Source organism: Zoogloea sp. GW822-FHT05C07 (assembly GCF_058800215.1).
Genome location: NZ_CM179510.1, coordinates 4507132 through 4531550 on the forward strand (window position 1 = coordinate 4507132; position 24419 = coordinate 4531550).

At 65.3% G+C, this 24419-nt stretch carries 24 protein-coding genes; 12 read left to right on the plus strand and 12 right to left on the minus strand.

Annotated elements, in window-relative coordinates; all coding sequences use genetic code 11:
• Positions 1-97: 97 nt before the first annotated feature.
• From AC3QL2_RS20830 to AC3QL2_RS20855, 6 genes are all read left to right on the plus strand, one after another.
• Positions 98-2308 (plus strand): RelA/SpoT family protein, encoded by a 2211-nt coding sequence (locus tag AC3QL2_RS20830; RefSeq protein WP_493232788.1) that lies wholly within the window; start codon positions 98-100, stop codon positions 2306-2308.
• A gap of 3 nt (positions 2309-2311) precedes the next feature.
• Positions 2312-3184 (plus strand): cation diffusion facilitator family transporter, encoded by an 873-nt coding sequence (locus AC3QL2_RS20835; protein WP_493232787.1) that lies wholly within the window; start codon positions 2312-2314, stop codon positions 3182-3184.
• Positions 3185-3280: 96 nt separating this feature from the next.
• On the plus strand, positions 3281-4066 hold the full coding sequence (gene yaaA, locus AC3QL2_RS20840; RefSeq protein ID WP_493232786.1) for a peroxide stress protein YaaA: 786 nt from the start codon (positions 3281-3283) through the stop codon (positions 4064-4066).
• A 12-nt stretch (positions 4067-4078) separates the two neighbouring features.
• Positions 4079-5347 (plus strand): DUF445 domain-containing protein, encoded by a 1269-nt coding sequence (locus AC3QL2_RS20845; RefSeq protein ID WP_493232785.1) that lies wholly within the window; start codon positions 4079-4081, stop codon positions 5345-5347.
• 7 nt (positions 5348-5354) lie between these two features.
• A complete protein-coding gene (locus AC3QL2_RS20850) occupies positions 5355-6497 on the plus strand; it encodes a M14 family metallopeptidase (protein ID WP_493232784.1) in 1143 nt (380 codons plus the stop codon).
• Positions 6498-6681: 184 nt separating this feature from the next.
• Complete coding sequence (locus AC3QL2_RS20855) at positions 6682-7992, plus strand: carbohydrate porin (protein ID WP_493232783.1); 1311 nt, start codon at positions 6682-6684, stop codon at positions 7990-7992.
• An 82-nt stretch (positions 7993-8074) separates the two neighbouring features.
• Here AC3QL2_RS20855 and AC3QL2_RS20860 read toward each other — a convergent pair whose 3' ends face one another.
• Entirely contained in the window at positions 8075-8926 is an 852-nt protein-coding gene (locus AC3QL2_RS20860) for an HDOD domain-containing protein (RefSeq protein WP_493232782.1), read from the minus strand.
• Positions 8927-9184: 258 nt separating this feature from the next.
• Here AC3QL2_RS20860 and AC3QL2_RS20865 point away from each other — a divergent pair, with 258 nt between their 5' ends.
• Positions 9185-10042 carry an endonuclease/exonuclease/phosphatase family protein gene (locus tag AC3QL2_RS20865; protein ID WP_493233141.1) on the plus strand — a complete coding sequence of 286 codons (858 nt, stop codon included), beginning with the start codon at positions 9185-9187 and terminating at the stop codon, positions 10040-10042.
• A gap of 30 nt (positions 10043-10072) precedes the next feature.
• On the opposite strand, the gene AC3QL2_RS20870 is transcribed toward AC3QL2_RS20865, so the two are convergent.
• Positions 10073-10603 carry a gamma carbonic anhydrase family protein gene (locus AC3QL2_RS20870; RefSeq protein ID WP_493232781.1) on the minus strand — a complete coding sequence of 177 codons (531 nt, stop codon included), beginning with the start codon at positions 10601-10603 and terminating at the stop codon, positions 10073-10075.
• Between the two features lie 244 nt (positions 10604-10847).
• Here AC3QL2_RS20870 and AC3QL2_RS20875 point away from each other — a divergent pair, with 244 nt between their 5' ends.
• Entirely contained in the window at positions 10848-11204 is a 357-nt protein-coding gene (locus AC3QL2_RS20875) for a nucleotide pyrophosphohydrolase (RefSeq protein ID WP_493232780.1), read from the plus strand.
• Between the two features lie 80 nt (positions 11205-11284).
• Positions 11285-12130 carry a 23S rRNA (adenine(2030)-N(6))-methyltransferase RlmJ gene (locus tag AC3QL2_RS20880; protein ID WP_493232779.1) on the plus strand — a complete coding sequence of 282 codons (846 nt, stop codon included), beginning with the start codon at positions 11285-11287 and terminating at the stop codon, positions 12128-12130.
• 113 nt (positions 12131-12243) lie between these two features.
• Here the strand turns inward: AC3QL2_RS20880 and AC3QL2_RS20885 are convergent, their stop codons facing one another.
• From AC3QL2_RS20885 to AC3QL2_RS20905, 5 genes are all read right to left on the minus strand, one after another.
• Complete coding sequence (locus tag AC3QL2_RS20885; RefSeq protein WP_493232778.1) at positions 12244-13539, minus strand: acetyl-CoA hydrolase/transferase family protein; 1296 nt, start codon at positions 13537-13539, stop codon at positions 12244-12246.
• 132 nt (positions 13540-13671) lie between these two features.
• On the minus strand, positions 13672-14958 hold the full coding sequence (locus AC3QL2_RS20890) for a DUF1615 domain-containing protein (RefSeq protein WP_493232777.1): 1287 nt from the start codon (positions 14956-14958) through the stop codon (positions 13672-13674).
• On the minus strand, positions 14955-15194 hold the full coding sequence (locus tag AC3QL2_RS20895) for a hypothetical protein (RefSeq protein WP_493232776.1): 240 nt from the start codon (positions 15192-15194) through the stop codon (positions 14955-14957). The genes AC3QL2_RS20890 and AC3QL2_RS20895 overlap by 4 nt, the downstream gene beginning before the upstream one ends.
• Positions 15195-15266: 72 nt before the next feature.
• Positions 15267-16277 carry an inorganic phosphate transporter gene (locus AC3QL2_RS20900; RefSeq protein ID WP_481114643.1) on the minus strand — a complete coding sequence of 337 codons (1011 nt, stop codon included), beginning with the start codon at positions 16275-16277 and terminating at the stop codon, positions 15267-15269.
• A gap of 8 nt (positions 16278-16285) precedes the next feature.
• A complete protein-coding gene (locus AC3QL2_RS20905; protein WP_493232775.1) occupies positions 16286-16912 on the minus strand; it encodes a DUF47 domain-containing protein in 627 nt (208 codons plus the stop codon).
• 170 nt (positions 16913-17082) lie between these two features.
• Here AC3QL2_RS20905 and AC3QL2_RS20910 point away from each other — a divergent pair, with 170 nt between their 5' ends.
• Complete coding sequence (locus AC3QL2_RS20910) at positions 17083-18426, plus strand: HD-GYP domain-containing protein (RefSeq protein WP_493232774.1); 1344 nt, start codon at positions 17083-17085, stop codon at positions 18424-18426.
• A gap of 12 nt (positions 18427-18438) precedes the next feature.
• Here AC3QL2_RS20910 and AC3QL2_RS20915 read toward each other — a convergent pair whose 3' ends face one another.
• The 4 genes from AC3QL2_RS20915 to AC3QL2_RS20930 all read right to left on the minus strand — a co-directional run bounded on the left by AC3QL2_RS20915 (position 18439) and on the right by AC3QL2_RS20930 (position 22153).
• Positions 18439-20301 (minus strand): DEAD/DEAH box helicase, encoded by a 1863-nt coding sequence (locus AC3QL2_RS20915; RefSeq protein WP_493232773.1) that lies wholly within the window; start codon positions 20299-20301, stop codon positions 18439-18441.
• A gap of 116 nt (positions 20302-20417) precedes the next feature.
• Complete coding sequence (locus AC3QL2_RS20920; RefSeq protein ID WP_493232771.1) at positions 20418-21122, minus strand: glutathione binding-like protein; 705 nt, start codon at positions 21120-21122, stop codon at positions 20418-20420.
• Positions 21123-21134: 12 nt separating this feature from the next.
• Positions 21135-21491, minus strand: a complete 357-nt coding sequence (locus AC3QL2_RS20925) for a ribbon-helix-helix domain-containing protein (protein WP_493232770.1) — start codon at positions 21489-21491, stop codon at positions 21135-21137.
• Between the two features lie 83 nt (positions 21492-21574).
• Positions 21575-22153, minus strand: a complete 579-nt coding sequence (locus tag AC3QL2_RS20930; RefSeq protein WP_374483422.1) for a DJ-1/PfpI family protein — start codon at positions 22151-22153, stop codon at positions 21575-21577.
• A gap of 146 nt (positions 22154-22299) precedes the next feature.
• Here AC3QL2_RS20930 and AC3QL2_RS20935 point away from each other — a divergent pair, with 146 nt between their 5' ends.
• Entirely contained in the window at positions 22300-22998 is a 699-nt protein-coding gene (locus AC3QL2_RS20935; RefSeq protein WP_493232769.1) for a fumarylacetoacetate hydrolase family protein, read from the plus strand.
• Positions 22999-23045: 47 nt separating this feature from the next.
• Here the strand turns inward: AC3QL2_RS20935 and queD are convergent, their stop codons facing one another.
• The gene (gene queD / locus AC3QL2_RS20940; protein ID WP_493232768.1) at positions 23046-23492 is read right to left on the minus strand and encodes a 6-carboxytetrahydropterin synthase QueD; all 447 of its coding nucleotides are present in this window, start codon (positions 23490-23492) and stop codon (positions 23046-23048) included.
• Between the two features lie 68 nt (positions 23493-23560).
• Here queD and AC3QL2_RS20945 point away from each other — a divergent pair, with 68 nt between their 5' ends.
• Positions 23561-24412 carry a radical SAM protein gene (locus tag AC3QL2_RS20945; protein WP_493232767.1) on the plus strand — a complete coding sequence of 284 codons (852 nt, stop codon included), beginning with the start codon at positions 23561-23563 and terminating at the stop codon, positions 24410-24412.
• The last annotated feature ends 7 nt before the right edge of the window (positions 24413-24419 follow it).

The window sequence follows — 24419 nt, forward strand, 5'->3', positions numbered from 1 at the left end:
GGCCGGTGTCGTGGCAAGGCCGTACCGGCATGTCGTCGGTCACCCGAATACGATGAAGATCAAGCTTTGCGTCATCAGCCTATAGGATAATGTCGGCATGGTTGCCGTTACACATTCGATATCCCAATCCGTGTCCGCGTTCTCCGCGGTCGAATTATTGTGCGAAGGGCTCGGCCCGGATGATGCCGCCCGCGTGGGCGCCGCGCTCGAGTGGGTCCAGCCGCTCTATGGCGAGCGTACCCTCGGCACCAACGAACCCATCTGGCAGCACGCCCTCGGCTCCGCGCTGATCGTCGCTTCCCTGCGTCTCGACGCGGATACGCGCACGGCAGCGCTGTGCTTTGCGCTCGGCGACGTGCTGGACCATTCGGGCGAGCAGATTGCCGCCCGCTTCGGCGAAAGCGTCGCGCGGCTGGTGGATGGCCTGCGCAAGCTCAATGGGCTGCGCGTCATCACGCGCATGACCACCACCGCCAGCGCCCCCGAGATCCGCGCCCAGAGCGAGGTGCTGCGCAAAATGCTGCTGGCCATGGTGGAGGATATCCGTGTGGTGCTGCTGCGTGTGGCGTCGCGCACGCAGACGCTGCGCTACTTCACCGACCACCCGGGCAAGATCCGTGAATCCATCGCCCGCGAGAGCCTCGACATCTACGCGCCGCTGGCCAACCGGCTGGGCATCTGGCAGCTCAAGTGGGAGCTGGAAGACCTGTCCTTCCGCTTTCTGGAGCCGGAAACCTACAAGCGCATCGCGCGCATGCTCGACGAGCGGCGCGTGGAGCGCGAGCAGTTCATCGTCGATGCCGTGGCCCGGCTGAAGAGTGAGGTGGAGGCCATCGGCGTCAAGGCTGAGGTGTATGGCCGACCCAAGCACATCTACAGCATCTACAACAAGATGCGCGCCAAGCGCCTGGACTTTTCGCAGATCTACGACGTGCGCGCGTTACGCGTGCTGGTGGACGAGGTGAAGGACTGCTACGCGGTGCTGGGCATCGTGCACCAGATCTGGACGCCGATCCCCAAGGAGTTCGACGACTACATCTCGATGCCCAAGGGCAACAATTACCAGTCGTTGCATACCGCCGTGTATGCCGGCGACGGGCGCGCGCTGGAGGTGCAGATCCGTACCCACGCGATGCACAACCATGCCGAGCTCGGCGTGGCCGCCCACTGGCGCTACAAGGAAGGCTCCGGTGCGTCGACCGGCGAGTACGACGAGAAGATCGCGCTGCTGCGCAGCCTGCTGTCGTGGCGCGACGAGGTGACCGACTCGGCGGACTGGCTGGAGCAGTTCAAGCGGGCCTCGCTGGATGACACGATCTACGCGCTGACGCCGCAGGGGCGGGTCATCGACCTGCAGCGCGGGGCGACGCCAATCGACTTCGCCTACCGCGTGCATACCGACCTCGGCCACCGCTGCCGTGGCGCCAAGGTCAATGGCCAGCTGGTGACCCTCAACACGCCGCTGGAAAACGGCCAGACGGTGGAGATCATGTCCACCAAGGAGGGCGGGCCGTCCCGCGACTGGCTCAATCTGCAGCAGAACTACGTGGCCACGTCGCGGGCGCGCCAGAAGATCAAGCAGTACTTCAGCGCCCTCGAAGAAGAGGAGCTGCTGATCCGCGGCCGCAGTGTGTTGACCAAGGAAATCCAGCGGGAAGGGCACGGGCAGGTCAATCTTGAGGAGCTGGCGACGCGCCTCGGCTTCAAGAATCCGGAAGCCTTGTTCATCGCCGCCGGGCGCGGGGAGGTCGGGCCGCGGGCCATCCAGGTGGCGCTGCGCGGTGCGGACTCCCTGGAGGCGTCGCCGGAGACACCGGAGGTGATCATCGGCCAGAGCCATTCCGGCGATGCTGGCGACACCATCCTGATCGTCGGGGTCGGCAAGCTGATGACCTCCCTCGGGCGCTGCTGCAAGCCGGCGCCGCCGGATGCGATCCAGGGCTACGTGACCCGCGGGCGCGGCGTGTCCATCCACCGCGTCGAGTGCCGGGACTTCCAGGAACTGGTGCGCCAGCATCCGGAGCGCCTGATCAGTGCCCAGTGGGGCGAGGCGGCCAATGTCACCAAGGAGGTGGCAGTCTTCCCGGTGGACGTGCTGGTCCATGCGATGGACCGGCAGGGGTTGCTGCGCGACATCTCCGAGGTGTTGTCGCGGGAAAAACTCAACGTGATCGCCGTGAATACCCTCAGCCGCAAGGGCGCGGCGCGCATGCGCTTCACGCTGGAGGTGCAAGGTGTGCACCAGATCCAGCGGGCAGCCACGCTGATCCGCGAAGTCAAGGGCGTCACCGATGTGGAGCGTGGCTGACGCGTGATCGACAGCGGCCGCCTCGAACGGCATCACTTTGCGTGGTTGTCGATCGCCGCGGCGGTGGCGACGATCGGCCTGAAGACGCTGGCCTGGTGGCTGACCGGTTCGGTGGGCTTGCTGTCCGACGCGCTGGAGTCCTTCGTCAATCTGGCGGGCGCCACCTTCGCGCTGTGGATGATCCTCGTTACCCAGGATCCGCCGGACCGGCGCCATCCCTTCGGCCATGGCAAAGCGGAGTATTTTTCCAGTGGCTTCGAGGGCATCCTGATCCTCGGTGCCGCGGTGGCGATCATCTGGGCCGGTGTGGAACGCTTGATCTACCCCGCGCCGCTCGAGTCCGCCGGCTGGGGGCTGGCCTGGTCGGCGGCTGCCACCTTCATCAACTTCGTCGTGGCGCGCATCCTCGGCCGGGCCGGCGAGCGTTTTGATTCGATCGCCTTGCGGGCCGATTCCCGGCACCTGATGACCGATGTGTGGACGTCAATCGGCGTCATCGCCGGCGTCGCGTTGGTCGCACTGACCGGCTGGCTGGTGCTCGATCCGCTGATCGCCATCGCTGTTGGTTTGCACATCACGCTGGAGGCCTGGCACCTGCTCAGGGAGTCGATCGACGGGCTGATGGATCGCAGCATGGATCGCGCCGCGGTGGAGCACGCCACCAACGTGCTCGAATCCTTCCACTGCCGCGGCGTGGCTTTCCAGGGCCTGCGTACGCGCCGGGCCGGGGCCTCGTCCTTCCTGCAGGTGGTGGTGCTGGTGCCGGGCGAGTGGAGCGTCCGCCAGGGGCATGACCTGCTCGACGAGATCGAGGCGGAACTGGGCAAGGCCTTGCCGGGCACCGAAGTCACGACGCACCTGGAGCCCTTGCCCTGAAAGCGGCGCCGGCGTGCCGTGCCACGGCGGATCTCGCGCCCGAAACGAGGCCTGCAGGCAGTAGAATCGCGGCATTTCAGAATCCGGGTCGCCCCCATGATTTTCGTGCTGTCCCCCGCCAAGGCGCTCGACTACGAGACGCCGCCCACCACCCCGCGCTTCACTGAACCCGATTACCTGAACGACGCGGCTGAGCTGATTGCCGGCCTGCGCGAGCTGTCCCACGCCGAGGTTGCCAAGCTGATGGACCTGTCCGACCAGCTGGCGGCGCTCAATGTGGCCCGCTACGCCGAGTGGTCGCAGCCGTTCACACCAGCCAATGCGAAGCCGGCTGTGCTGGCCTTCAACGGCGATGTGTACGACGGGCTCGATGCGCGCAGCCTCGACGAGGCCGAGCTGGATTACGTGCAGACGCACCTGCGCATCCTGTCCGGCCTGTATGGCCTGCTGAAGCCGCTGGACCTGATGCAGCCCTATCGCCTGGAGATGGGCACCCGCTTCAAGAACGGCCGCGGCAAGGATCTGTACGCCTTCTGGGGGATGACCCAGACCGAGGCGCTGAACCGCCTGCTGGCGCGGGACGAAGCGGCGGGCCATGAGCCGGTGCTGGTCAATCTGGCCTCCGAGGAATACTTCAAGTCGGTCAAGCCGGCACAGCTGAAGGGGCGCCTGCTCAACATCGGCTTCGAGGACTGGAAGGGCGGGCGCTACAAGATCATCAGCTTCTACGCCAAGCGTGCCCGCGGCCTGATGGCCCGCTACGCGGTCACCCATCGGGTCGAGCAGGTGGAGCAGCTGAAGGACTTCGACCTCGATGGCTACGCCTTTGCCGCCGAGGCTTCCGATGCCGACCGCTGGGTCTTCCGGCGGCGCCAGGACTGACGGGAGCCGGCCGTGGCGAATCCGCAGAAGATCGCGCAACTGGCGCGCATGAAGGGTGTGGCTGTGGCGGCGCTGATCGCCGTCGCAGCCTTGTTCGTACTGGCTCGGCATCAGGGCTGGCCGTGGGTGGCGGCGTTTGCCGAGGCGGCAACTATTGGTGCGCTGGCGGATTGGTTTGCGGTGGTGGCCTTGTTCCGCCATCCGCTTGGGCTGCCCATCCCGCACACGGCGATCTTGCCGCGCAACAAGGCGCGGCTGGCCGACAACATCGCAGAATTCATCCGCGACAAGTTCCTCGACACCGCATCGCTGGTGGCCCGCCTGCGTAGCGCCAACCCGGCCGAGCGGCTGGCCGGCTGGCTGAAGGACCCGAAGAACGCAGCCATCTTCGCCGAGCGGCTGGTGGTGGTGATGGCCGAGTCCCTGAACTTCATGGACGATCCGCGCGTCCGGCGGCTGGCGCTGCATGCGCTGCGGCGGCGGGCGGGCGGCCTGGACATGGCCGACAGCATGGGCGGCATTCTCGATGCGCTGACCCAGGGTGGGCGCCACCAGGCCCTGCTCGACGAGAGCATCCACAAGCTGGCCCAGTGGCTGGACGAGCCGGGTGTGCGCCACAGCTTCGCCGGCATGATCCTCGACGTGGCGGCGCGGGAATATCCGAAGGTGGTCGCGACCCTCGGCTTCGTCGGCATCGATCCGACCGAGCTCGGCGACAAGGTGGCGACCGGTATCGTCGCCGGCGTGCATGGCCTGCTCAACGACATCGCCACCAATCCCGAGCATCCGCGCCGGGCGGCCTTCGACGAAGTGGTGACCCGTTACGTCGGGCGCCTCAAGAGCGACGAAACCTTCCGGGCCCAGGTGGACCAGATGAAGCGGGAGTTCCTCGCCCATCCGGCGGTGGGCACGTATTTGCGGGATCTGTGGGACGAACTGCGTACCTGGCTTGGGCGCGACATGGCCAGCGCGGACTCGATGATCCGCCAGCGCATCGCGTCGGCGGCGGGCGCGCTCGGCACCAGCCTGGCCGCCAACGAGGCGCTGCGGGATTCCCTCAACGAGCACCTGGAGAAGACCGTGGAAAGCCTGGCGCCGGAGCTGCGCACAGGGCTGGCCGGCCATATCGCCAGCACCGTGCGGGCCTGGAACGACGAGGATCTCGTGCGCGAGATCGAAGTCAGCGTCGGCCGCGACCTGCAGTTCATCCGTCTCAACGGCACCTTCGTCGGCGGCCTGATCGGCCTGGCCCTGTACGCGGTGACCCAACTCCTGACCTGATCCAGCCATGACTCTCAGAATCAGCAGCAATTTCGACTCCGGCGCCATCGAGGTGCTGTCCGCGGAGCGCCCGGACGACATCCGCCTGTGCCTGCGCGCCGACCAGGGCGTGGCCGGCGACGGGGCCTTCCGCCAGTGGTTCCATTTCCGCCTGCACGGCGCAGCGGGGCAGGGCGTGAGGATGGTGTTCGAGAACGCCGCCGACGCCGCCTACCCGGACGGCTGGCCGGATTACCGCTGCGTCGCGTCCTACGATCGCCGCCACTGGTTCCGCATCAGTTCGACCCGCTATGAGAACGGGCAGCTGATCGTCGAGCACACACCGGAACGCAACAGCGTCTACTACGCCTACTTCGAGCCGTACTCCCATGAGCGCCACCTGGACCTGCTGGGGCGAGTGGAGATGTCGCCGTTTGCGTCGGTGAGCAACCTGGGGGCGACGGTGGACGGGCGCGACCTGGACCTGGTCACCGTCGGCCGCGCCGCGCCGGGCAAGCGGCCGCTGTGGATCATCGCGCGCCAGCATCCGGGCGAGAGCATGGCCGAGTGGTTCGTCGAGGGCCTGCTGGAGCGTCTGCTCGATGCGGCCGATCCGGTGGCCCGCCGCATCCGCGAACATGCGGTGCTGTACATCGTGCCGAACATGAACCCGGACGGGGCGATCCGCGGCAACCTGCGCACCAATGCGGCCGGTGCCAACCTCAACCGCGAGTGGCGCGCGCCGAGCATCGAGCGCAGCCCGGAGGTCTTGCTGGTGCGCCAGGCGATTGAGGCGAGCGGCGTAGAGCTGTTCCTCGACATCCACGGGGACGAGGCGCTGCCCTATGTGTTCTTCTCCACCGCCGAGGAGGTGCCGGGCTTCTCGGATGAGCAGAAAGCCCGCCAGGCGCGCTTCGTCGAGCGTTTCCAGGCGGCGAGCCCGGACTTCCAGACCGAGCACGGCTATCTCAGCGGGCGTTTCAAGGACGAGTTGCTGAGCCTCGCCTCGAAATGGGTGGCCCACCGTTTCGGTTGCGTGTCCCTGACCCTGGAGATGCCGTTCAAGGACAATGCAAACCTGCCGGACGGCCTGAGCGGCTGGAGTGGCGAGCGCAGCAAACGCCTCGGCGCGGCCATGCTCAACCCCATTCTTGGTCATCTGACGGACTGAATTCCGCTGGATCCGGTCCTTCGTGCCGGCTCCATGAACCGTAACATTACAGTCATACAATCCGCCGACCCTTCATTCCACAGAGCCGGGTTCTGCCCGGCTTCACGTGCTTGCCGGACCTTGCCCCATGTCTTTTCAACTGTTTGCTGCCCCCCAGCGTGGGGCTCACTGGCCTTTGGCCGTCATGGCTGCCGCGGTTCTCGCCAGCTTGTATCTGCCGGTCCCGGCCCACGCCGAATCCGCCGACACCGAGACGTGGACCGCCCGTTTCCAGACGACTTACGTGTGGCAGAACAAGCCGGCCTTCCATGCCGACTATAGCGGCCGCAACAGTCTGACAGCCGACCACGACAAGAGCTACACGGCGACCGCCACCGCCTTTCTGGGTTTTCGCCCATGGACAGGCGGCGAGCTGTACTTCAACGGCGAAGAAACCCAGGGGCGGCCGTTTTCCAATCTTGAGGGGACTGCAGCCTTCACCAACGGAGAATTGACGCGGACCGCCGGCTCTCGCCCGAAGTCCTACCGTCAGCGCCTGTTCCTGCGCCAGACCTGGGGGCTGGGCGGCGAGCAGGAGCATCAGGACGGCGACCTGAACCAGATGGCGGGCTTCGTGGACAAGAACCGTGTGGTGCTGACAGTCGGTAATTTCTCGCTGCTCGACGTGTTCGATGACAACGTCTACGCCAAGGATCCCCGTGTCCATTTCATGAACGCAGCGTTCATGGCGCCGCTGGCCTACGACTACGCCGCCGACGCCCGGGGCTTCGGCTGGGGCTATGCGCTCGAGTGGTACCAGGACGACTGGGCGGTACGCATCGGCCGGATGACGGGGCCGCAGCAGCCCAACATGCTTCCCATCGATTCGCGCATCGGCAAGCACTATGGCGACCAGATCGAGGTGGAGCGTGCCCATACGCTGTACGGCCAGCCCGGCAAGCTGCGCGTGCTGGCCTGGCGCAACCGGGCCCGGCTGGCCCGTTTCGATGATGCGCTGGACTACCTGAGGGCCAATCCGGATGCGGATCCGCAGGCGATTCTGGCGGTGCGCCATGGCGACCAGATCAAGTTTGGTCTGGGCATCAACCTGGAGCAGGCGATCTCCGCCGACCTGGGTTTCTTCCTGCGTGCGATGAAGGCCGATGGGCGCAGCGAGACCTTTGCGTTCACGGAGACAGACAGCTCTATCGGAACCGGCTTGTCTCTGAAGGGCAACAGCTGGGGGCGCGCGGCAGATGCGGTCGGGGTCGGCTATGCCCGCAATGCGCTGTCCCTGGATCGCCGTCGTTACCTAGCGGCGGGCGGTCTGTCCTTCTTCCTCGGCGATGGCGGCCTGAATTACCAGCCGGAACAGATCGCCGAGGTGTACTACAGCTTCAATGTGTGGAAGAGCCTCTACGTAACGGCGGACGCCCAGCGCATGTGGAACCCGGGCTACAACGCCGACCGGGGGCCGGCCAACTTCTTCGCGATGCGCGTCCACGCGGAGTTCTGAGGCAGGTTTTGCAGGGGCAGCCAGGGCCGGCGAGGTGCCGGCATCTCCCGGGCAATGCCGCTGGTGCTGAGCCCGGAGCTGCTCAGCACTGGGTCGGGAAGAAGAGGGCGATGACGGCTGGCGATTCGGTCCGGGCCTGGATGCGGATCTCGGCGAGTTGCTGCACGCCCATGTCGAGCCGCGCGACCGCTACTGGATCCAGCAGAGCCAGCGCGGTTTCATCCGCGTGATCGAGATCCTCCGTCGCCAGGACATGATTGGCCACGTGCAGTAACGCAGCTTCCATGGCATGGGAGCCACCGAGGGCCGGCATCAGCTGGGCGCCGATGACGGTCGCGAAGCTGGGGGGCAGGTTCCACGTGGAGGCCAGCGCTGCGCCGACTTCCGCATGGTTGCAGCCGATGATGGCCTGTTCGGCCTCATGCAGCGGCAGGCCGTTGTCCTGGGCTTTTTCCTGGGCGGCCCGGCAGAGGTCGGGGACGGCCTGATACATGACCAGATGACCGATGTCGGCGAGCAGGCCTTCGATGAACAGCCGCTCCGGGTCGCCGACCCCGAGTTGCCGCGCCGCCGAGCGGGCCGCCAGGCCGCGGAACACGCAGCCCTTCCAGAAACGCATCAAGGGCATCTGCGGGGGTTGGATCGACGACAGCGCGGAGATGACGGACGTGCTCAGGATCAGGTCGTGAATCTGCTGCATGCCCATCAGATTGACAGCGCGCACCACCGTTTCGACCCTACCAGGAAATCCGTACAAGGCACTGTTGACGATGCGTAACACGCGAGCCGTGACAGCCGCGTCGCTGGAGACCGTCTCGGCCAGTTGCTGAACCGAACTGTCCGGGTCGTCGATGAGATCGCGGATCCGATGGTAGATCGCCGGCAGGCTGGCGAGCTTCTCGACGCAGGCGACGAGTTCCTGAGGGGTGCTCATGGGCTTGGAGTTATGACGGAGTCGAGGTGTTTAACGGCATCGCCCATTGTCACTTTAGCGCGCTGCCTGCCTGGCAGGCTGACGCGTCAGCGTGAAATAAATCCCGCTTTTCCCGCTCACCTGAACATATTGCGGGATTTGAGCACAGAACTGGGAGGATAGGGGGAGAAGCACGCCGACAGCCTTGCTATCCTGCAAAAAACCGATCCCGGGAGCGGGTAGAGAGTGGATCGGAAATCATGGAGAACAGGTTTGTCGATGAAGGTATTGAGCTGGAACATTCAGTGGGGTCGAGGCGCCGACGGCGAGGTCGACCTTGCCCGCAGCATCGCCGCAATCCGGATGTTGGGCGAGTTCGATGTGCTGTGCCTGCAGGAGGTGGCCATCGGTTTTTCCGGTCTGCAGGGCAAGAATCCGGTAGACCAGGTGGCGGTGCTGGCGGCTGCTTTTCCAGGCTACAGCGCTCATTTCGCCGCCGGCGTGGATGTGCCGGATGAAGCGGGGGGGCGCAATCGGTTCGGCAACCTGACCCTGTCGCGTCTGCCGGTCGGGCAGGTCTTCCGCCATAGCCTGCCGCGGCCGCCCGATGTCGGCGTGCCGAGCATGCCGCGGGTCTGCCTCGAGGTTGTCGTGGAAGGGCCTGCTGGCCCCCTGCGGGTGCTCAACACCCACCTGGAGTACTACTCGGGCAAGCAGCGTTCGGCCCAGGTGGACGCCTTGCGTGAGCTGCAGGCGGAGGTCAGGGAATGGGTCGGAAGCGCCGTGCCGCCCCAAGGCGAGGCGGTGGCTGAAGATTCACCGTTCCGCGACTGGCCGCGTCCGCTGTCGGCCGTCATCTGCGGTGACTTCAATTGCGAGCCGGGCAGCCAGGCGTATTACCGGATGACGCTGGCCGGCCATGGTGGGCCGGAGTGGCTGGACGCCTGGCCCGCCTGCTACGGCGACATCCCCCATCTCAGCACCGTCGGCCTGAATGGCGCTGAATGGCCGGACCGGGCCTATTGCTGCGACTTTTTCTTCGTCAGTCCCGACCTGGTGGACAAGGTGGACTCGGTGGCCGTCAATCAGGCCACTGCGGCATCCGACCACCAGCCCATCATGCTGACGTTGTCCTGAACAGTCCGCGGGGTATCCCCGCGGCTGAACTCACTCGTCCTTGAGTTCGACCAGCTCCGCCTGGTAACGGAGTGCGTTCTGCACGTAGCCGTCGGCGCTGGCCTTGAGGCGGCTGATCTCATGGTCGGTGAGCTCGCGGATGATCCGTCCCGGCGAGCCGCAGACCAGCGAGCGCTCGGGGATGACCTTGCCTTCCGGGATCAGCGAATTGGCGCCGATCAGGCAGTGCTTGCCGATCACGGCACGGTTGAGGACGACCGCGTTGATGCCGATCAGGGTGCCTTCTCCGACCGTACAGCCGTGGAGCATGGCCTTGTGGCCAATCGTGACGTCACGGGCGATATCGAGCGGCACACCGTCGTCGGTGTGAAGAACGGCACCGTCCTGAATGTTGGTGTTCTCGCCGACATTGATCGGATCGTTGTCTCCGCGCAGAATCGCGCCGAACCACACGTTGACATTGGGGCCGAGGTGCACGTCACCGATGACGGTGGCATTGTCCGCGATCCAGACCCCCTCCTCCAGTTGTGGAGCGCGCTCTCCGAGGCGGTAAATCGGCATGTGTTTTCCTGTTTTAGTTGAGTCTCGGCCGTGCCGCCGAATGGCCGGCCGAAGAGCGCGCCATAATAGCAGGGTGACGGTCCAACGCAAGGGGAAAACGTATTATTTTGATACATTTCCCGTGCTGAAATAAGGGCTTAGGATTGTCCGGAAAGTGGCGGGAAGCCTTCTGGAAATGCTGGCCTGCTTATGAAAACTGGGGATTTCCCTGGGGGGCTCCAGTGTTTACGAAGGGGGAGTCGGGATGGCGGGGCTGGATGATCTGGCGCGGCGGGTACGGGCGTTTCGGGATGAACGGGATTGGTCCCAGTTCCATTCCCTGCGCAACCTGATCGTGTCCCTCAACCTGGAGGCCGGCGAGTTGCTGGAACTGACGCAATGGAAGAGCGACGACGAGATCGCCGCATTGCCGCTCGACCTGCACGGGCGGGAGGCGCTGGAGGACGAATGCGCGGACGTGCTGCTGTACTTGTTGCTGATCGCGGACCGGGCAGGTATCGATCTGGAGGCGGCGGCCCGCGCCAAGCTGGTCAAGAATGCCGCCAAGTATCCGGTCGAGCGTTTCCGGGGCTCGCGCCGCAAATACGACGCGCCGGAGTGATCGTTGGGGAGGCGGCAGGGCGGGCGAGGTGTTAACATCGCGCCCCTGATCTTTAGTTCCCGTTGCCGGGTGCATCCGCCATGCTGAGTTACCGCCATGCCTTCCACGCAGGCAACCACGCCGACGTGCTCAAGCACTTCGTGCTCGTCCAGTTGCTGGAATACTTCAACCAGAAGGACAAGCCTTACTGGTACATCGACACCCATGCCGGTGCCGGCTGCTATTCCCTCGACGAGGCGTTTGCACGCAAGAACGCGGAATACGAAGAGGGCGTTGCGCGCCTCCTCGGTCGCAAGGATGTGCCGAAGGAGCTGCGGGAATACCTGAAGGTCGTGCGCGACATGAACACGGACGGCCGCCTGCGTCTGTACCCCGGCTCCCCGTGCTGTGCCGCGGCAATCCTGCGGCCGGACGACGCCATGCGGCTGTTCGAGCTGCATCCGGCCGACAACCGGCTGTTGCAGCAGACTTTCGAGAGCTCCGCAAGCAAGGTGCTGATCCTCGAGCAGGATGGCTTCACCGGCATCAACGCCTTTCTGCCACCGCCGAGCCGCCGCGCGCTGGTCCTGATCGATCCGCCGTACGAGGTGAAGACCGACTACCGGACGGTGATCTCGATGCTGAAGGAGAGCCTGCGCCGCTTTGCGACCGGCACCTACGTGGTGTGGTACCCGAAGCTGCAGTCGATGCAGTCGCGGGAACTGGCCGACAAGCTCAAGCGCCTGCCGATCACCAGCTGGCTGAACGTGAGCCTGGATGTGCAGAAGCCGTCGGAGGATGGTTTCGGCATGCACGGCAGCGGCTTGTTCATCATCAACCCGCCGTGGACGATGCCGGAAATGCTGAAGAAGGTGATGCCCTACCTGGTTGAGGTGCTGGGCCTGGATGACGGCGCCAAGTTCGAACTGGAGTACGAGATTCCCTGAGCGCGAATGATCAGGGCTGCAAGAACCGGTCGCGCGATGCGGCCAGCACTTGCAGCCCTGGGTTGCTTGCAAAGAATGCCGTTCCGGCCGCTGGCCGGGGCGGCATTTCTTGTTTACAGCAGGTGCATCTTCCGAGCGGCGGCAGTCAGTTCCTCGCGGAAGTCAGGATGGGCGATGCCGATCAGGGCCTGGGCGCGCTGCTTGGTGGTCTTGCCGCGGAGCTGGGCGACACCGTATTCGGTGACCACGTAGTTGATGTCGTTCTTGCTGGTGGACACGTGGGTGCCCGGCGTGAGGGTCGGCACGATGCGGGAGATCGCGCCGTCCTTGGCGGTGGACGGCAGCACGATGAAGGCCTTGCCGCCGTTTGAGCGGTTGGCCGCGCGGACGAAGTCGGACTGACCGCCGGTGCCGGAGTAGGGGATCGGGCCCAGGCTCTCGGAACCGCACTGACCGAGGAAGTCGATTTCCAGCGTCGCGTTGATGGCGACGAGGTTGTCGTTCTGGCCGGCCAGGTAGGGGTCGTTGGTGAAGTCCACCGGATGCATCTCGAACATCGGGTTGCGGTCCATCCAGCTGTAGAGCTTCCTGGAGCCGAGCGCGAAGGTCGCGACCATCTTGTTGGGCAGGTAGTTCTTGCGGCGGTTGGTGACCGCGCCGGCTTCGATGAGGGTCAGGATGCCGTCGCCGATCATCTCGGTGTGGATGCCGAGATCGTGCTTGTGGGTCAGTTGCATGACCACCGCGTCGGGAATGCCGCCGTAGCCGATCTGCAGCGTGGAGCCGTCGTCGATGAGCTCTGCCACGTACTTGCCGATGGCTTCCTGCACCGGTCCGATGGTCGGCAGGCCGACTTCGAGGATTGGCTCTTCATTTTCGACCAGCGCGGTGATCTGGGAAATGTGGATGTGGCAGTTGCCGAAGGCGTAGGGGACGTTCGGATTCACTTCGACGATCACCGCGCGCGCCTTGCGGATCGCGGCCATCGTGTAGTCGGCGGCGATGCCGAGGGAGAAATAACCGTGCTTGTCCATCGGCGAGACCTGCGTGAATACGACCTCCGCCGGCATCAGGCCGCGGTCGATCAACTGCGGCATCTCGGAGAAATAGCTGGGCGTGAAGTCCACGACGCCTTCGCGGAAGCCGGGGCGGGTGGCGCCGCTGAAGAAGTAGGCCACGTGGCGGACGTGCTCGGCGGTGCTCGGGTCGAGGTAGCCGAATTTGCGCACGGCGAGGATCTGCGACACCTTCACGTCGTGGAAGTCGCGACGGTGTTCGGACAGGGCGCCGAGCAGCGCGGGCGGCTCTGCAACGGCGGTCGGTACGACGATGGTGTCGCCGTTGCGGACATGACGGATCGCTTCTGCGGCGGTGGTCCGTTTGGCGGCGTATTGCTCCTGAAAACTCATGCTTTTCTCCCTTGGTAATCGTTTTAGTGCAGATTAGACCATGCTCCCATGGCCCAAGCTGTACTCGATTGTAAAGCCGGTCCGTACTTTTCCGTATGGGCCCGGATCAAGGAAGGTTCGCGCGATGTTTGCTCAGGGCAGTGCCGACGGATCGCGCCCCAGGCAGGTGCGGTGGCGGCCGTCCACGCGTTCGGCAAACCAGGCGGTTGTGAGCTTGCGCTGGATCTTCGGGCTCTTGAGATCGATCTGCGGCAGCATCTCCCGCGGCAGGCGGGCGCCCGAGGCTTCGGCAAGGGCGAAGACCCGGGTGTAGAGCGCGGTCTGCGCGAACTGCCAGGTCTTCTCGAGGCGCAGGTCGCGCGCAATGTCCGCGCGGGATATGCCGAGGCGCCCGGCAATGGACAGCAGGGCCGTCAACGTGGTGCTCGGCTCCGGTGACGGGGCGCCGTCCACATAGCGCAGCAGGTCGCCGTCCAGCGCCATCTGCTGCCCGCTCAGGCGCACCACGGCGTTCTGGAAGGCGACGTTGCGGCTGCTGTAGCGCCCCGCGTTGAAGTCCGCGAAGCGGTACAGGATCTTGCTGTAAGGCGCCGGGTAGTCGAGCAGGATCGCGATGCCGAAATAGACGCCGCCCCGGCGCGTGAACACCTCGGAGCGCACGCTGCCTTGTCGCGGATAGGGGTAGGGCTTTTCCCTGATCTGCTCTTCGGCGAAGGCGACGCTGACCTGCATCGGGCCGCCGGTGCGCACCGGATTGTAGCCGCCGAGCAGGGACTTGCCGTTGGGCAGTTCGGAGATCATGTCCTCGAAGAGGGCATTCATCTGCTTCTCCGTGCGCAGCGCGTCGACTCGTGCCTTGTAGCTGCGGCCGTCCGGCGAGGTTTTCAGGAAGGCGGTGTCCACCAGCAGCTTGGGCAGATGCACACGTTCACGCCGGCTGTCGATCTCCTTCCACACGATCTGCGACAGGCCGGGCACCGCGGGGTCGGCCTGGAAGCTGGACTCCTGTTCGATGACAGCGATGGCAGCGCAGATGTTGTCCGCCGTCGGGGGAATGCGCAGCGTCGAGAAGGCCGTGAAGATGTCGGCGGCCCAGCCGTCGCGATCCTTGGCGCCAGGCGGAATGAATCGCGCCACCAGCGCGCGCCCTTCACGTTCGCCCAGGTAGGCGACCGGGGCGGTGGCCTGGGGCGGCTTCGGCGCGATCGGCGGTGCGGCGGGTGGTGTTGCCGGCACGGCTTGCGGGATTGGGCGGGGGATGTCCGGTGCCGGCAAGGGGCGTGCGGGTAGCGTGGGCTCTACCGGGGGAGGAAGCCGGGGTGAGGGGCGGGATTCGACGGGGGCGTTGCCGGTGGCGCAGCCGGCGAGCAGGGCGAGGCTGGCCAGCAGCCCTCCCAGCGGGGCTGGCGAGCGGATCACGATTGATCGCGCTGTTTTTCTGCCTCGGCGATGCGCCCCAGGCTGCGGGTGTAGTAGGCCGCGTAGCCGAGGCCCAGCAGGGCCATGACGCCGGTCAGCAGTACCGGGCCTTCGGCGGGCTGGCCGGCCAGTACATTGGTGATGAAGGAGTAGCCGAGCACGGCAGCAGCGGCGAAGCCGCCGACGATGCGGACGAAGGCAAAGGTCTTTTGCTGCTTCAGGGTGGGAGCGGGCATGAACTGGGCGGGGCCAAGCGGATTGAGGCCGCGAGGATCGGACTTCTCCTCGCGGACGTCAAGTTGTGCTGCTTAGAGCAGACCGCGACCGAGCCAGTAGCCGCCGGCGGCAATGATCGCCGAGCAGGGAATGGTCAGGATCCAGGCCCACACGATGCTGCCGGCAATCCCCCAACGCACGGCTGCGGTGCGGCGCACCGAGCCAACCCCGACGATGGCGCCGGTGATGGTGTGGGTCGTGGAGACCGGCACACCCAGCGCGGTGGCGATGAACAGGGTGATCGCGCCGCCCGTTTCGGCACAGAAACCACCCACTGGCTTCAGCTTAGTGATGCGCTGCCCCATGGTCTTGACGATGCGCCAGCCGCCGAACAGGGTGCCGAGGCCGATGGCCATGTAGCACAGCACGACGACCCACATCGGTACTGGATCGCCCTGGGCGGTCACGCCGGCGGCGATCAGCAGCATCCAGATGATGCCGACCGTCTTCTGGGCATCGTTACCGCCGTGTCCGAGGCTGTACAGGCCTGCCGACAAGAGTTGCAGCCGCCGGAACCATTTGTCCACCCGGCGCTGGGTCTTGTTGCGGCACACCCATGCAACGATGACGAGGATCAGCGAGCCGAGCACGTAACCGAACAGCGGCGAGAGGATGATGAAGGCGACCGTCTTCCAGATGCCTGCGCCGATCAGCGTGCCGGTGTTGCCGGCCTTGGCAATCGCGGCGCCGACGATGCCGCCGATGAGGGCGTGGGAGGAGCTCGACGGAATGCCGTAATACCAGGTGACGATGTTCCAGGCGATGGCGCCAACGAGGGCCCCGAAGATCAGGTAGTGGTCCACCGCCGAGGGCTCGATGATGCCCTTGCCGACGGTGCTGGCCACCTTCAGCTGGAAGACGAACAAGGCGATGAAGTTGAAAGTGGCGGCCCAGGCCACGGCCTGATGGGGCTTGAGCACGCCGGTGGAAACGACGGTGGCGATGGCGTTCGCGGCGTCGTGAAAGCCATTCATGAAGTCGAAAAGCAGGGCGACGACCACGAGCCCGGCAATGACCCACAGGCCGATCTGTACGTGTTCCATGAGGGCGCTCAGGCGTTTTCGAGCACGATGCCTTCGACGATCTTGGCGACGTCCTCGCAGCGATCGGTGATGGATTCGAGTTGCTCGTAGATGGCCTTGAGCTTCATGACCTGCAGTGCGTCGCGTTCATCGCGGAAGAGCTTGGACATGGCGCTGCGCATGATGCGGTCGGCGTCCGTTTCGAGGCGGTCGATTTCCTGGCAGGTCTGCAGGATCGCGCTGGCGTTGTCCATGTTGGCGATCAGGCCGACGACGATCTTGACCCGCGTGCAACAGGACAGGCTGACGTTGGCCAGTTGCAGGGCTTCCGGGGTGATGCGCTGGATGTGGTATAGCGTGGTGCACTCGGCAACGTCCTGGACGGTGTCGAGAATGTCGTCCATGGCGTTGATGAGGCCATGAATCTCGTCGCGGTCGAGCGGCGTGATGAAGCTTTTGTGGAGCTGCGCGATGGTTTCGTGGGTGACCTTGTCTGCGGCTTGCTCGATCGCCTCAATGTTGGCGATGTGTTGTTCCGCGCCATCCAGATCCTGCATCAGCGCGACAAGGGCTTCGCCGCCACGGACGATCTGTTCCGCGTGGCTGTTGAAGAGTTCAAAAAAGCGCCCCTCTTGGGGCAGCAGGCGTCCGAACATGTGGAATTGTTACCAATGAATTACGGTAATTTTACATTTTAACAGACGCCTCCAGCCTTCACGAAGGGCGGTTTGTAAGAGTGTGGGGCGGATGCAACGGAAGATGGTGCTTCATTCCGCTGCGCCCGGGCCGTTAAATCGACACTGAATGGAACGTTCTGGGAGTCGATATGCCCCTTGCGCAACTGACCCTCGCGGAGCTGATCGGGGCCCTCAGCCATGCCCTTGACATCACGGAAGGGCAGCCGGAAGGCCACTGCGTGCGCTGTTGCTGGATCGGCATGCATGTTGGGCGGGAGCTCGGGCTGCCGGAGGATGCCCTGTGGGAGCTGTATTACACGTTGCTGCTCAAGGACCTCGGCTGCAGCAGCAATGCCGCGCGCATTTGTGAGCTGTACATGACGGACGACCTGTCCTTCAAGCGCGATTTCAAGACGGTGGATGGCCGCCTGCCCAAGGTGCTGAAGTTCGTCATCGGCCATACCGGTCTCGGGGCGGGGCTGACGGCGCGGATCAAGGCGCTCGCGCATATTTTCCAGAACGGCGACGACATCGCCCAGGATCTGATCCAGACCCGCTGCACGCGGGGTGCCGACATCGCACGGCAACTACGTTTCAGCGAAGCAGTGGCCGAGGGCATCCATGGCCTGGACGAGCACTGGGATGGCGGCGGGCGGCCGGGCCACCTGCGTGGGGAGGACATCCCGCTGTTCTCGCGCATCGCGCTGCTGGCCCAGGTCGTGGACGTCTTCAATGTGTCGGACGGTGTGGATGCGGCCTGCTGGGAGGTGGCGGACCGTGCCGGGAGCTGGTTTGACCCGGCCGTGGTCGACGCCTTCAGGCGCTGCGCGGAACAGGCGGATTTCTGGGAGCGTCTGGCCTCGCCCGATCTGGCGCAGGCGGTGTTCGCGCTGGAGCCGGGGCAGTACGCGGTGGCGCTCGACGAGGGCTACCTGGACGAGATCGCCGAGGCCTTCGGCCAGGTGGTCGATTCGAAGAGCCCTTACACTGCGGGCCACAGCAGCCGGGTGGCGTTGTACACCGACCGGCTCGCCGAAGCGCTGGGTGTCGAGCCCGGCCGCCGTCGCTGGTTGCGGCGGGCAGCCCTGCTGCACGACATGGGTAAACTGGGCGTCAGCAACGCGATTCTCGACAAGCCCGGCAAGCTCGATGCGGAAGAGTGGGTCGCGGTGCAGCGCCACGCCGCCTACACGGAAGAAATCCTGTCCCGCATCGGTGCTTTTGAAGAACTGGCGCGGGTTGCCGGCGCCCACCACGAGCGCCTGGATGGCATGGGTTATCCGCGCGGCCTGGACGCCGCGCAGATTTCCATCGAGACACGCATCATCACCACGGCGGACATCTTCGATGCGATCACCGCCAAGCGCCCTTACCGGGGCGCTGTTCCGGTTGCCAAGACGCTGGAGATCATGGCCGACGAGGTCGGCCGGGCCATCGACGAGCGCTGCTTCGCGGCGCTCAGGGAGATTGTCGACGGCCTCGGGCTCGAATGAAACCCGGAAGGATCAGGGCTTCGGCTTGCGCGCCTTGAAGCCAGCGCCGCCATCGCGGTTGAAGCCACCACCTTCGCGATTGAAGCCGCCGCCGTCACGGTTGAAGCCTTCCTTGCGGAAGGGCTTCTTCGGCGGTGCGCCACGGCCGCCGGGGCCGCCGGGACCCGGGCGACCACGTTCGCGGCTGGCTTCCTCGGGGCTGGCCAGGCGGAGGTTTAGCGGCTGCTGACGGACCCGCGCGCGGCGCAGGATCTGGACCACCTCGTTGGGAAGATCAGCCGGCAGTTCGACCGTGCTGTAGTCCTCGAAGAGATTGATCTGGCCGATGAAGCGGCTCTCGATGCCGGCCTCGTTGGCGATGGCGCCGACGATGTCCTTCGGCGAGGCCATGTGCTCGCGGCCCACGTCGATGCGGTAACGGGCCAGCCGGCCTTCGGCGAAGTCGCGACGGCGCTCGAGGATCTGGCCGCGGTTCTCGCGCGGCTCGCGGGCGTCGCGCGGTGCACGGGGCTCGGGCTTGCCAGCGGCGAGCTGGGCGATGTCGGGCCGACCGGTGTCAGGCATCTGCAGCGGGCGATCCTTCTGGGCCAGGAAGGCCAGCGCGGCGGCGATCTCGTGGACGCTGGCGTCGTGCTTCTCTTCCATGCCGGCGATCACATCGAGGAAGAAGTTCAGGTCCTCGGATTCCAGCACTTCGGAAACCTGTTGCCGGAAGGCGGCGACGCGCTTGTCGGCGACTGCTTCGCGGCTCGGCAGCTTGAGCAGCTCGATCGGCTGGCGGGTGGCGCGCTCGATCTGGCGCAGCAGGTGGTTCTCCCGCGGGGCGACGAAGAGGATCGCGTTGCCGGCGCGGCCGGCACGGCCGGTACGGCCGATGCGGTGCACGTAGGCTTCGGTGTCGTAGGGAATGTCGTAGTTGATGACGTGGCTGACGCGCGGTACGTCGATGCCGCGGGCGGCCACGTCGGTGGCGACGACGATGTCGAGGGTTTCGTTCTTGAGCTGCTCGATGACCCGCTCGCGCAGCTGCTGGGTCATGTCGCCATTGAGGCAGGCGGCGGCGTAGCCGCGGGCTTCCAGCTTTTCGGCCAGCTCGACGGTGGCGGTCTTGGTGCGGACGAAGACGATGGCGGCGTCGAAGTCGTCTTCGACTTCGAGGATGCGGGTCAGCGCGTCGAGCTTGTGGGCGCCGGCGATCTGCAGGAAGCGTTGGCGGATCGTGGACACGGTGGCGGTGGCCGCCTTGATCTTCACTTCCTTCGGCTCGCGCAGGTAGCGGTGCGCAACCCGGCGGATGGCGTCCGGCATGGTGGCCGAGAACAGGGCGGTCTGGCGGTCGGCGGGCGTGTGCTCGAGGATCCACTCCACGTCGTCGATGAAGCCCATGCGCAGCATTTCGTCGGCTTCGTCGAGGATCAGCGTGGTCAGGCCGTCTAGGTTGAGGCTCTTGCGCTCGATGTGGTCCATCACGCGGCCGGGGGTGCCGACCACCACGTGGGCGCCGCGCTGCAGCTGACGGAGCTGGACGACCATGCTCTGGCCGCCGTAGATCGGCAGCACATGGAAGCCCGGCATCTTGCTGGCGTAGCGCTGGAAGGCTTCGGCCACCTGGATGGCCAGTTCGCGGGTGGGGGCGAGCACCAAGACCTGCGGGCTGCGCTTGCTGATGTCGACGCGGTCGAGGGCGGGCAGCGCGAAGGCGGCCGTCTTGCCGGTGCCGGTCTGGGCTTCGCCGAGGATGTCGTGGCCGGCGAGCAGGTGCGGGATACAAGCCGCCTGGATGGGGGAGGGGGTTTCGTAGCCGATCTCGGCCAGGGCCTCGAGAATCGGGGCCTGGAGATCGAGCTGGTCGAAGCGTTCGATGGAAGCTGTCATGGGAGCGGGACGCGGGCCGGGTGATGGGTGAAGCGGTCTTGGGCCCGGAAAAAAGAAGCGGCTTCAGAGGAAACCGCGATTTTACCGGAAGCGCACCCGGCCGTGCCGTCGCCCCATCACGCTTTGTTTACAGTTCTAGCATCTTGGCCAAAAAGAATCTTTCTCGATTCGTCGTCCACCGTCGGCGTCTTGTTGATGCCTTCGGCGAGCGCATAGGCGCGGACGGTGGCCGGGCGCTGCTGGATGGCCTCGAACCAGCGCTGCACATTGGGGAAATCTTCCAGTTTTTGGCCCTGGCGTTCGTGGGGCACGATCCACGGATAGCAGGCCATGTCGGCGATCGAATAGTTGGTGCCGGCGATGAAGTCGCGGCCGTGCAGCTGCTTGTCGAGGACGGCGTAGAGGCGGGCGGTTTCCTTGACGTAGCGTTCGATGGCGTAGGGAATCGGCTGCGGCGCGTACTGCACGAAGTGGTGGTTCTGCCCGGCCATCGGTCCGAGGCCGCCCATCTGCCAGAACAGCCACTGCAGCGTGGTGATGCGGGTGCGCGCGTCGGAGGACAGGAACTGGCCGGTCTTTTCGGCCAGATACAGCAGGATGGCGCCGGACTCGAAGATGGAGATCGGTTCGCCGCCATCCGCCGGCGTAGTGTCGACGATGGCGGGAATGCGGTTGTTGGGGGCGATGCGCAGGAAGTCCGGCTGAAATTGCTCGCCCTTGCCGATGTTGATCGGCAGGATGCGGTAGGGCAGGCCGGATTCTTCCAGGAAAAGGGTGATTTTGTGGCCGTTGGGCGTGGTCCAGTAATGGAGGTCGATCATCGCACGGTTCTTTCAGGCGTTAGGGCGTCGTTCGTCGGATAGCACCCAGCTGGCGTCCAGGTTGCGGATCGGTATGCCCGTGTCGGCGGGGATGCGTCCGGAAAGCTGGAGCTGCAGGTAGCGCATGCAGGAGACACGGAGGAAGGAACTAAAGTTCGCGTGCTCGTCGAGCCGGCCGCTTGAGATGAGTTCGTCGTACAGCTTGCCCACCAGCTGCGGGATGCTGAGGCCGTCCCGCTCGCCGATTTCTTCCAGCACGTTCCAGAACAGGTTTTCCAGGCGCAGGCTGGTGGCTACGCCGCGCAGGCGGATCGAGCGGCTGCGGCCGGCGTACAGGTCGGGGTCGGCGTTGATGAAGATCTGGCACATGCTGCGATGACTCCGTTAACGGGAACACCCCCGCCAGGCCATTCTAGGCCGGGTGGGGGCGTCGCGCCGAAGGGGGTGTTGGCTCAGTGGCTGATCCGCGTGCCGAGTACCGTCAGGAACTGGGCGATCCAGGCCGGATGGGCCGGCCAGGCCGGGGCCGAGACCAGGTTGCCGTCGGTGACGGCCTGGTCCACCGGGATGTCGGCATAGGTGCCACCAGCCAGTTCCACTTCGGCACGGCAGGCCGGGTAGGCGGAACAGGTCCGTCCTTCGAGCACGCGGGCGCCGGCCAGCAGCTGGGCGCCGTGGCAGATGGCGGCAACCGGCTTGTTGGCGGTGAAGAAGTGGCGGACCGCTTCGACGACCGCCGGATACATGCGCAGGTATTCCGGCCCGCGCCCGCCAGGCACCACCAGCGCGTCGTAATCTTCGGCGCGGATGTCGGCAAAGGTCGCGTTCAGGGCAAAATTGTGGCCCCGCTTCTCGGTGTAGGTCTGGTCGCCCTCGAAGTCGTGAATGGCGGTGGCGATGGTGTCACCGGCCTTCTTGTCGGGGCATACGGCGTGCACGGTGTGGCCGACGGCGAGCAGGGCCTGGAACGGCACCATGGTTTCGTAGTCTTCACAGAAGTCGCCGCAGATCATCAGGATTTTCTTGGGCATGCCAGTCTCCTCGGTGGTGGGTAGGGTGCAGGAAGTGTGGCGATGGAGCACGGGCTGCGGGTGGTAACCGGTTACCGCGCCCCCGAATACGGTCCAGCATCGTGATCCGATGCGGACAACATGAACACATGGAAAGGATTGACTGGATGGATTTCGTAATTGTTCCGCCGCCAGTGGTGGTGGTGCCGGTGGTCGGCAAGGATGCGTCTTTCCCGGTGCGCCGGGTGTATTGCGTCGGGCGCAACTACGCCGCCCATGCCCGTGAAATGGGCTCGGACCCGACGCGGGAACCGCCGTTCTTCTTCTGCAAGCCGGCTGATGCGGTGGTGCCGGTGGGCCAGGGCGCAACGCTCGAGCTGCCTTATCCGCGGGCGACGGCCAATCTCCATCATGAGATCGAACTCGTCGTGGCGATCGGCAAGGGCGGGGCGGATATTCCCGTGGACGAAGCCTTGTCCCACGTGTGGGGTTACGGGGCCGGGCTCGACATGACGCGTCGCGACTTGCAGTTTGCGCTGCGCGACAAGGGGCGTCCGTGGGAACTCGGCAAGGCTTTCGACCAGGCAGCGCCCATTTCCCCGCTGGTGCCGGCGTCCGTTGTGGGACATCCGGGCAAGGGCGAGGTGTGGCTGAACGTGAACGGCGAGTCCCGTCAGAGGGGCGACGTGTCGGACATGATCTGGTCGATGGCGGAGATCATTGCCAACCTGTCAACTTACTTCCGGCTGGAGCCGGGCGATCTCATCTTTACGGGGACGCCGGATGGCGTGGGGCCCGTCGTGGCCGGCGACCTCATCGAGGCGGGCGTGGAAGGCGTCGGCAGCCTGGCGGTGCGGATCGTCTAAGCCGGAATTGGCAAAGGCGACGCTGTCTGGCGCCGCCTTGCCTGGTCTTACTCGGAGCGCAGTGCGTCGGCCCAGCAGTTGGGTGTTTCGAACAGACGCACGCGCTCAAGGCGCAGGTGGTTGCCGTAGCTGTCCCGGTAGAGGGGATCAAGGATGCGGAAGGCCTCGGCGGCCAGGTTCTCGGCGGTCGGCACCACGTCGAGAATGACGGTCTTGTGGCCGGGCATGCTCTGCAGGAAGTCCACCACCGCGGTGTCGTGGCGATAGGCCAGGAAGGCGTGATCCCACACATCCACCACATGTTGCTTGGCGATGGCCTTCACGTCGGCAAAGTCCATCACCATGCCGTTAACCGGGGCGCCGGCAGCCTGGATGATGTCGCCGGAGAGGGTGATCTCCAGTCCGTAGCGATGGCCGTGCAGGTGACGGCATTGGCTGGCGTGGTCGGGGATGCGGTGGCCCGCGTCGAATTCCAGGCGGCGCGTGATACGCATGGGGAGCACCGGGTAAACAAAAAAGGTCCCGTATTATACGCGCCTCGTTTTTGAAGCCGGATAGTGCCATGAACACCAGGCAGCAGATGCTGACCGTGACGGATCACAACCGCAGTTACATCGACATGACCTATGTTTACCCGGTTGTGTCCAGGCGGGCGCGGGGCGTGTCGGTGGGGATCAACCTGAACCCGAACAATGCCTGCAACTGGCATTGTGCCTACTGCCAGGTTCCCGGCCTGGTGCGCGGTGCGGCGCCCAAGATCGACGAGGCGCTGCTGGCGCGTGAGCTGACGGGCTTTCTGCAGGAGTTGGTCCACGGCCAGTTCATGGCCGAGCACGTGCCGGAGGATGCACGCGTGATTCGCGACATCGCGTTCTCGGGCAACGGGGAGCCGACGAGCTGTACGACCTTCTCGAATATCGTCAGGCAGGTCGTACGCATCCGAAACGAAGCCGGGTTGGCGCACGTACCGATACGCCTGATCACCAATGGCAGTCAGGTGGACAAGCCCGATGTGCAGGCAGGGCTGCGCCTGCTCGCCGAAGCGGGCGGGGAGGTGTGGTTCAAGCTGGATGCGGGGACGCAGGCCGATATTGCGCGTATCAACGGCGTCAGCATTCGACCCGAGTCGCATGTACGGCGGCTGGCGCTGTGTGCGTCGCTATGCCCGACGTGGGTGCAGACCTGCATAGTCCGCTGGGATGGCGAGGTGCCGTCCGCGGAATTTGTAGGCAGCTATGTCGAGGCGCTGGAGCAGGCGGGCTTGGCCTCCCTGAGGGGAGTGCTGCTATATGGCCTTGCCCGTCAGTCCTTTCAGCCTGAGGCAATTCACCTTCAACAGCTCAGTGCCGACGAACTCGAGTCGATCGCCGACAGGCTGAGGCAGAAAGGGCTGGCCGTGACAGTCAGCCCTTGAGGCTCGT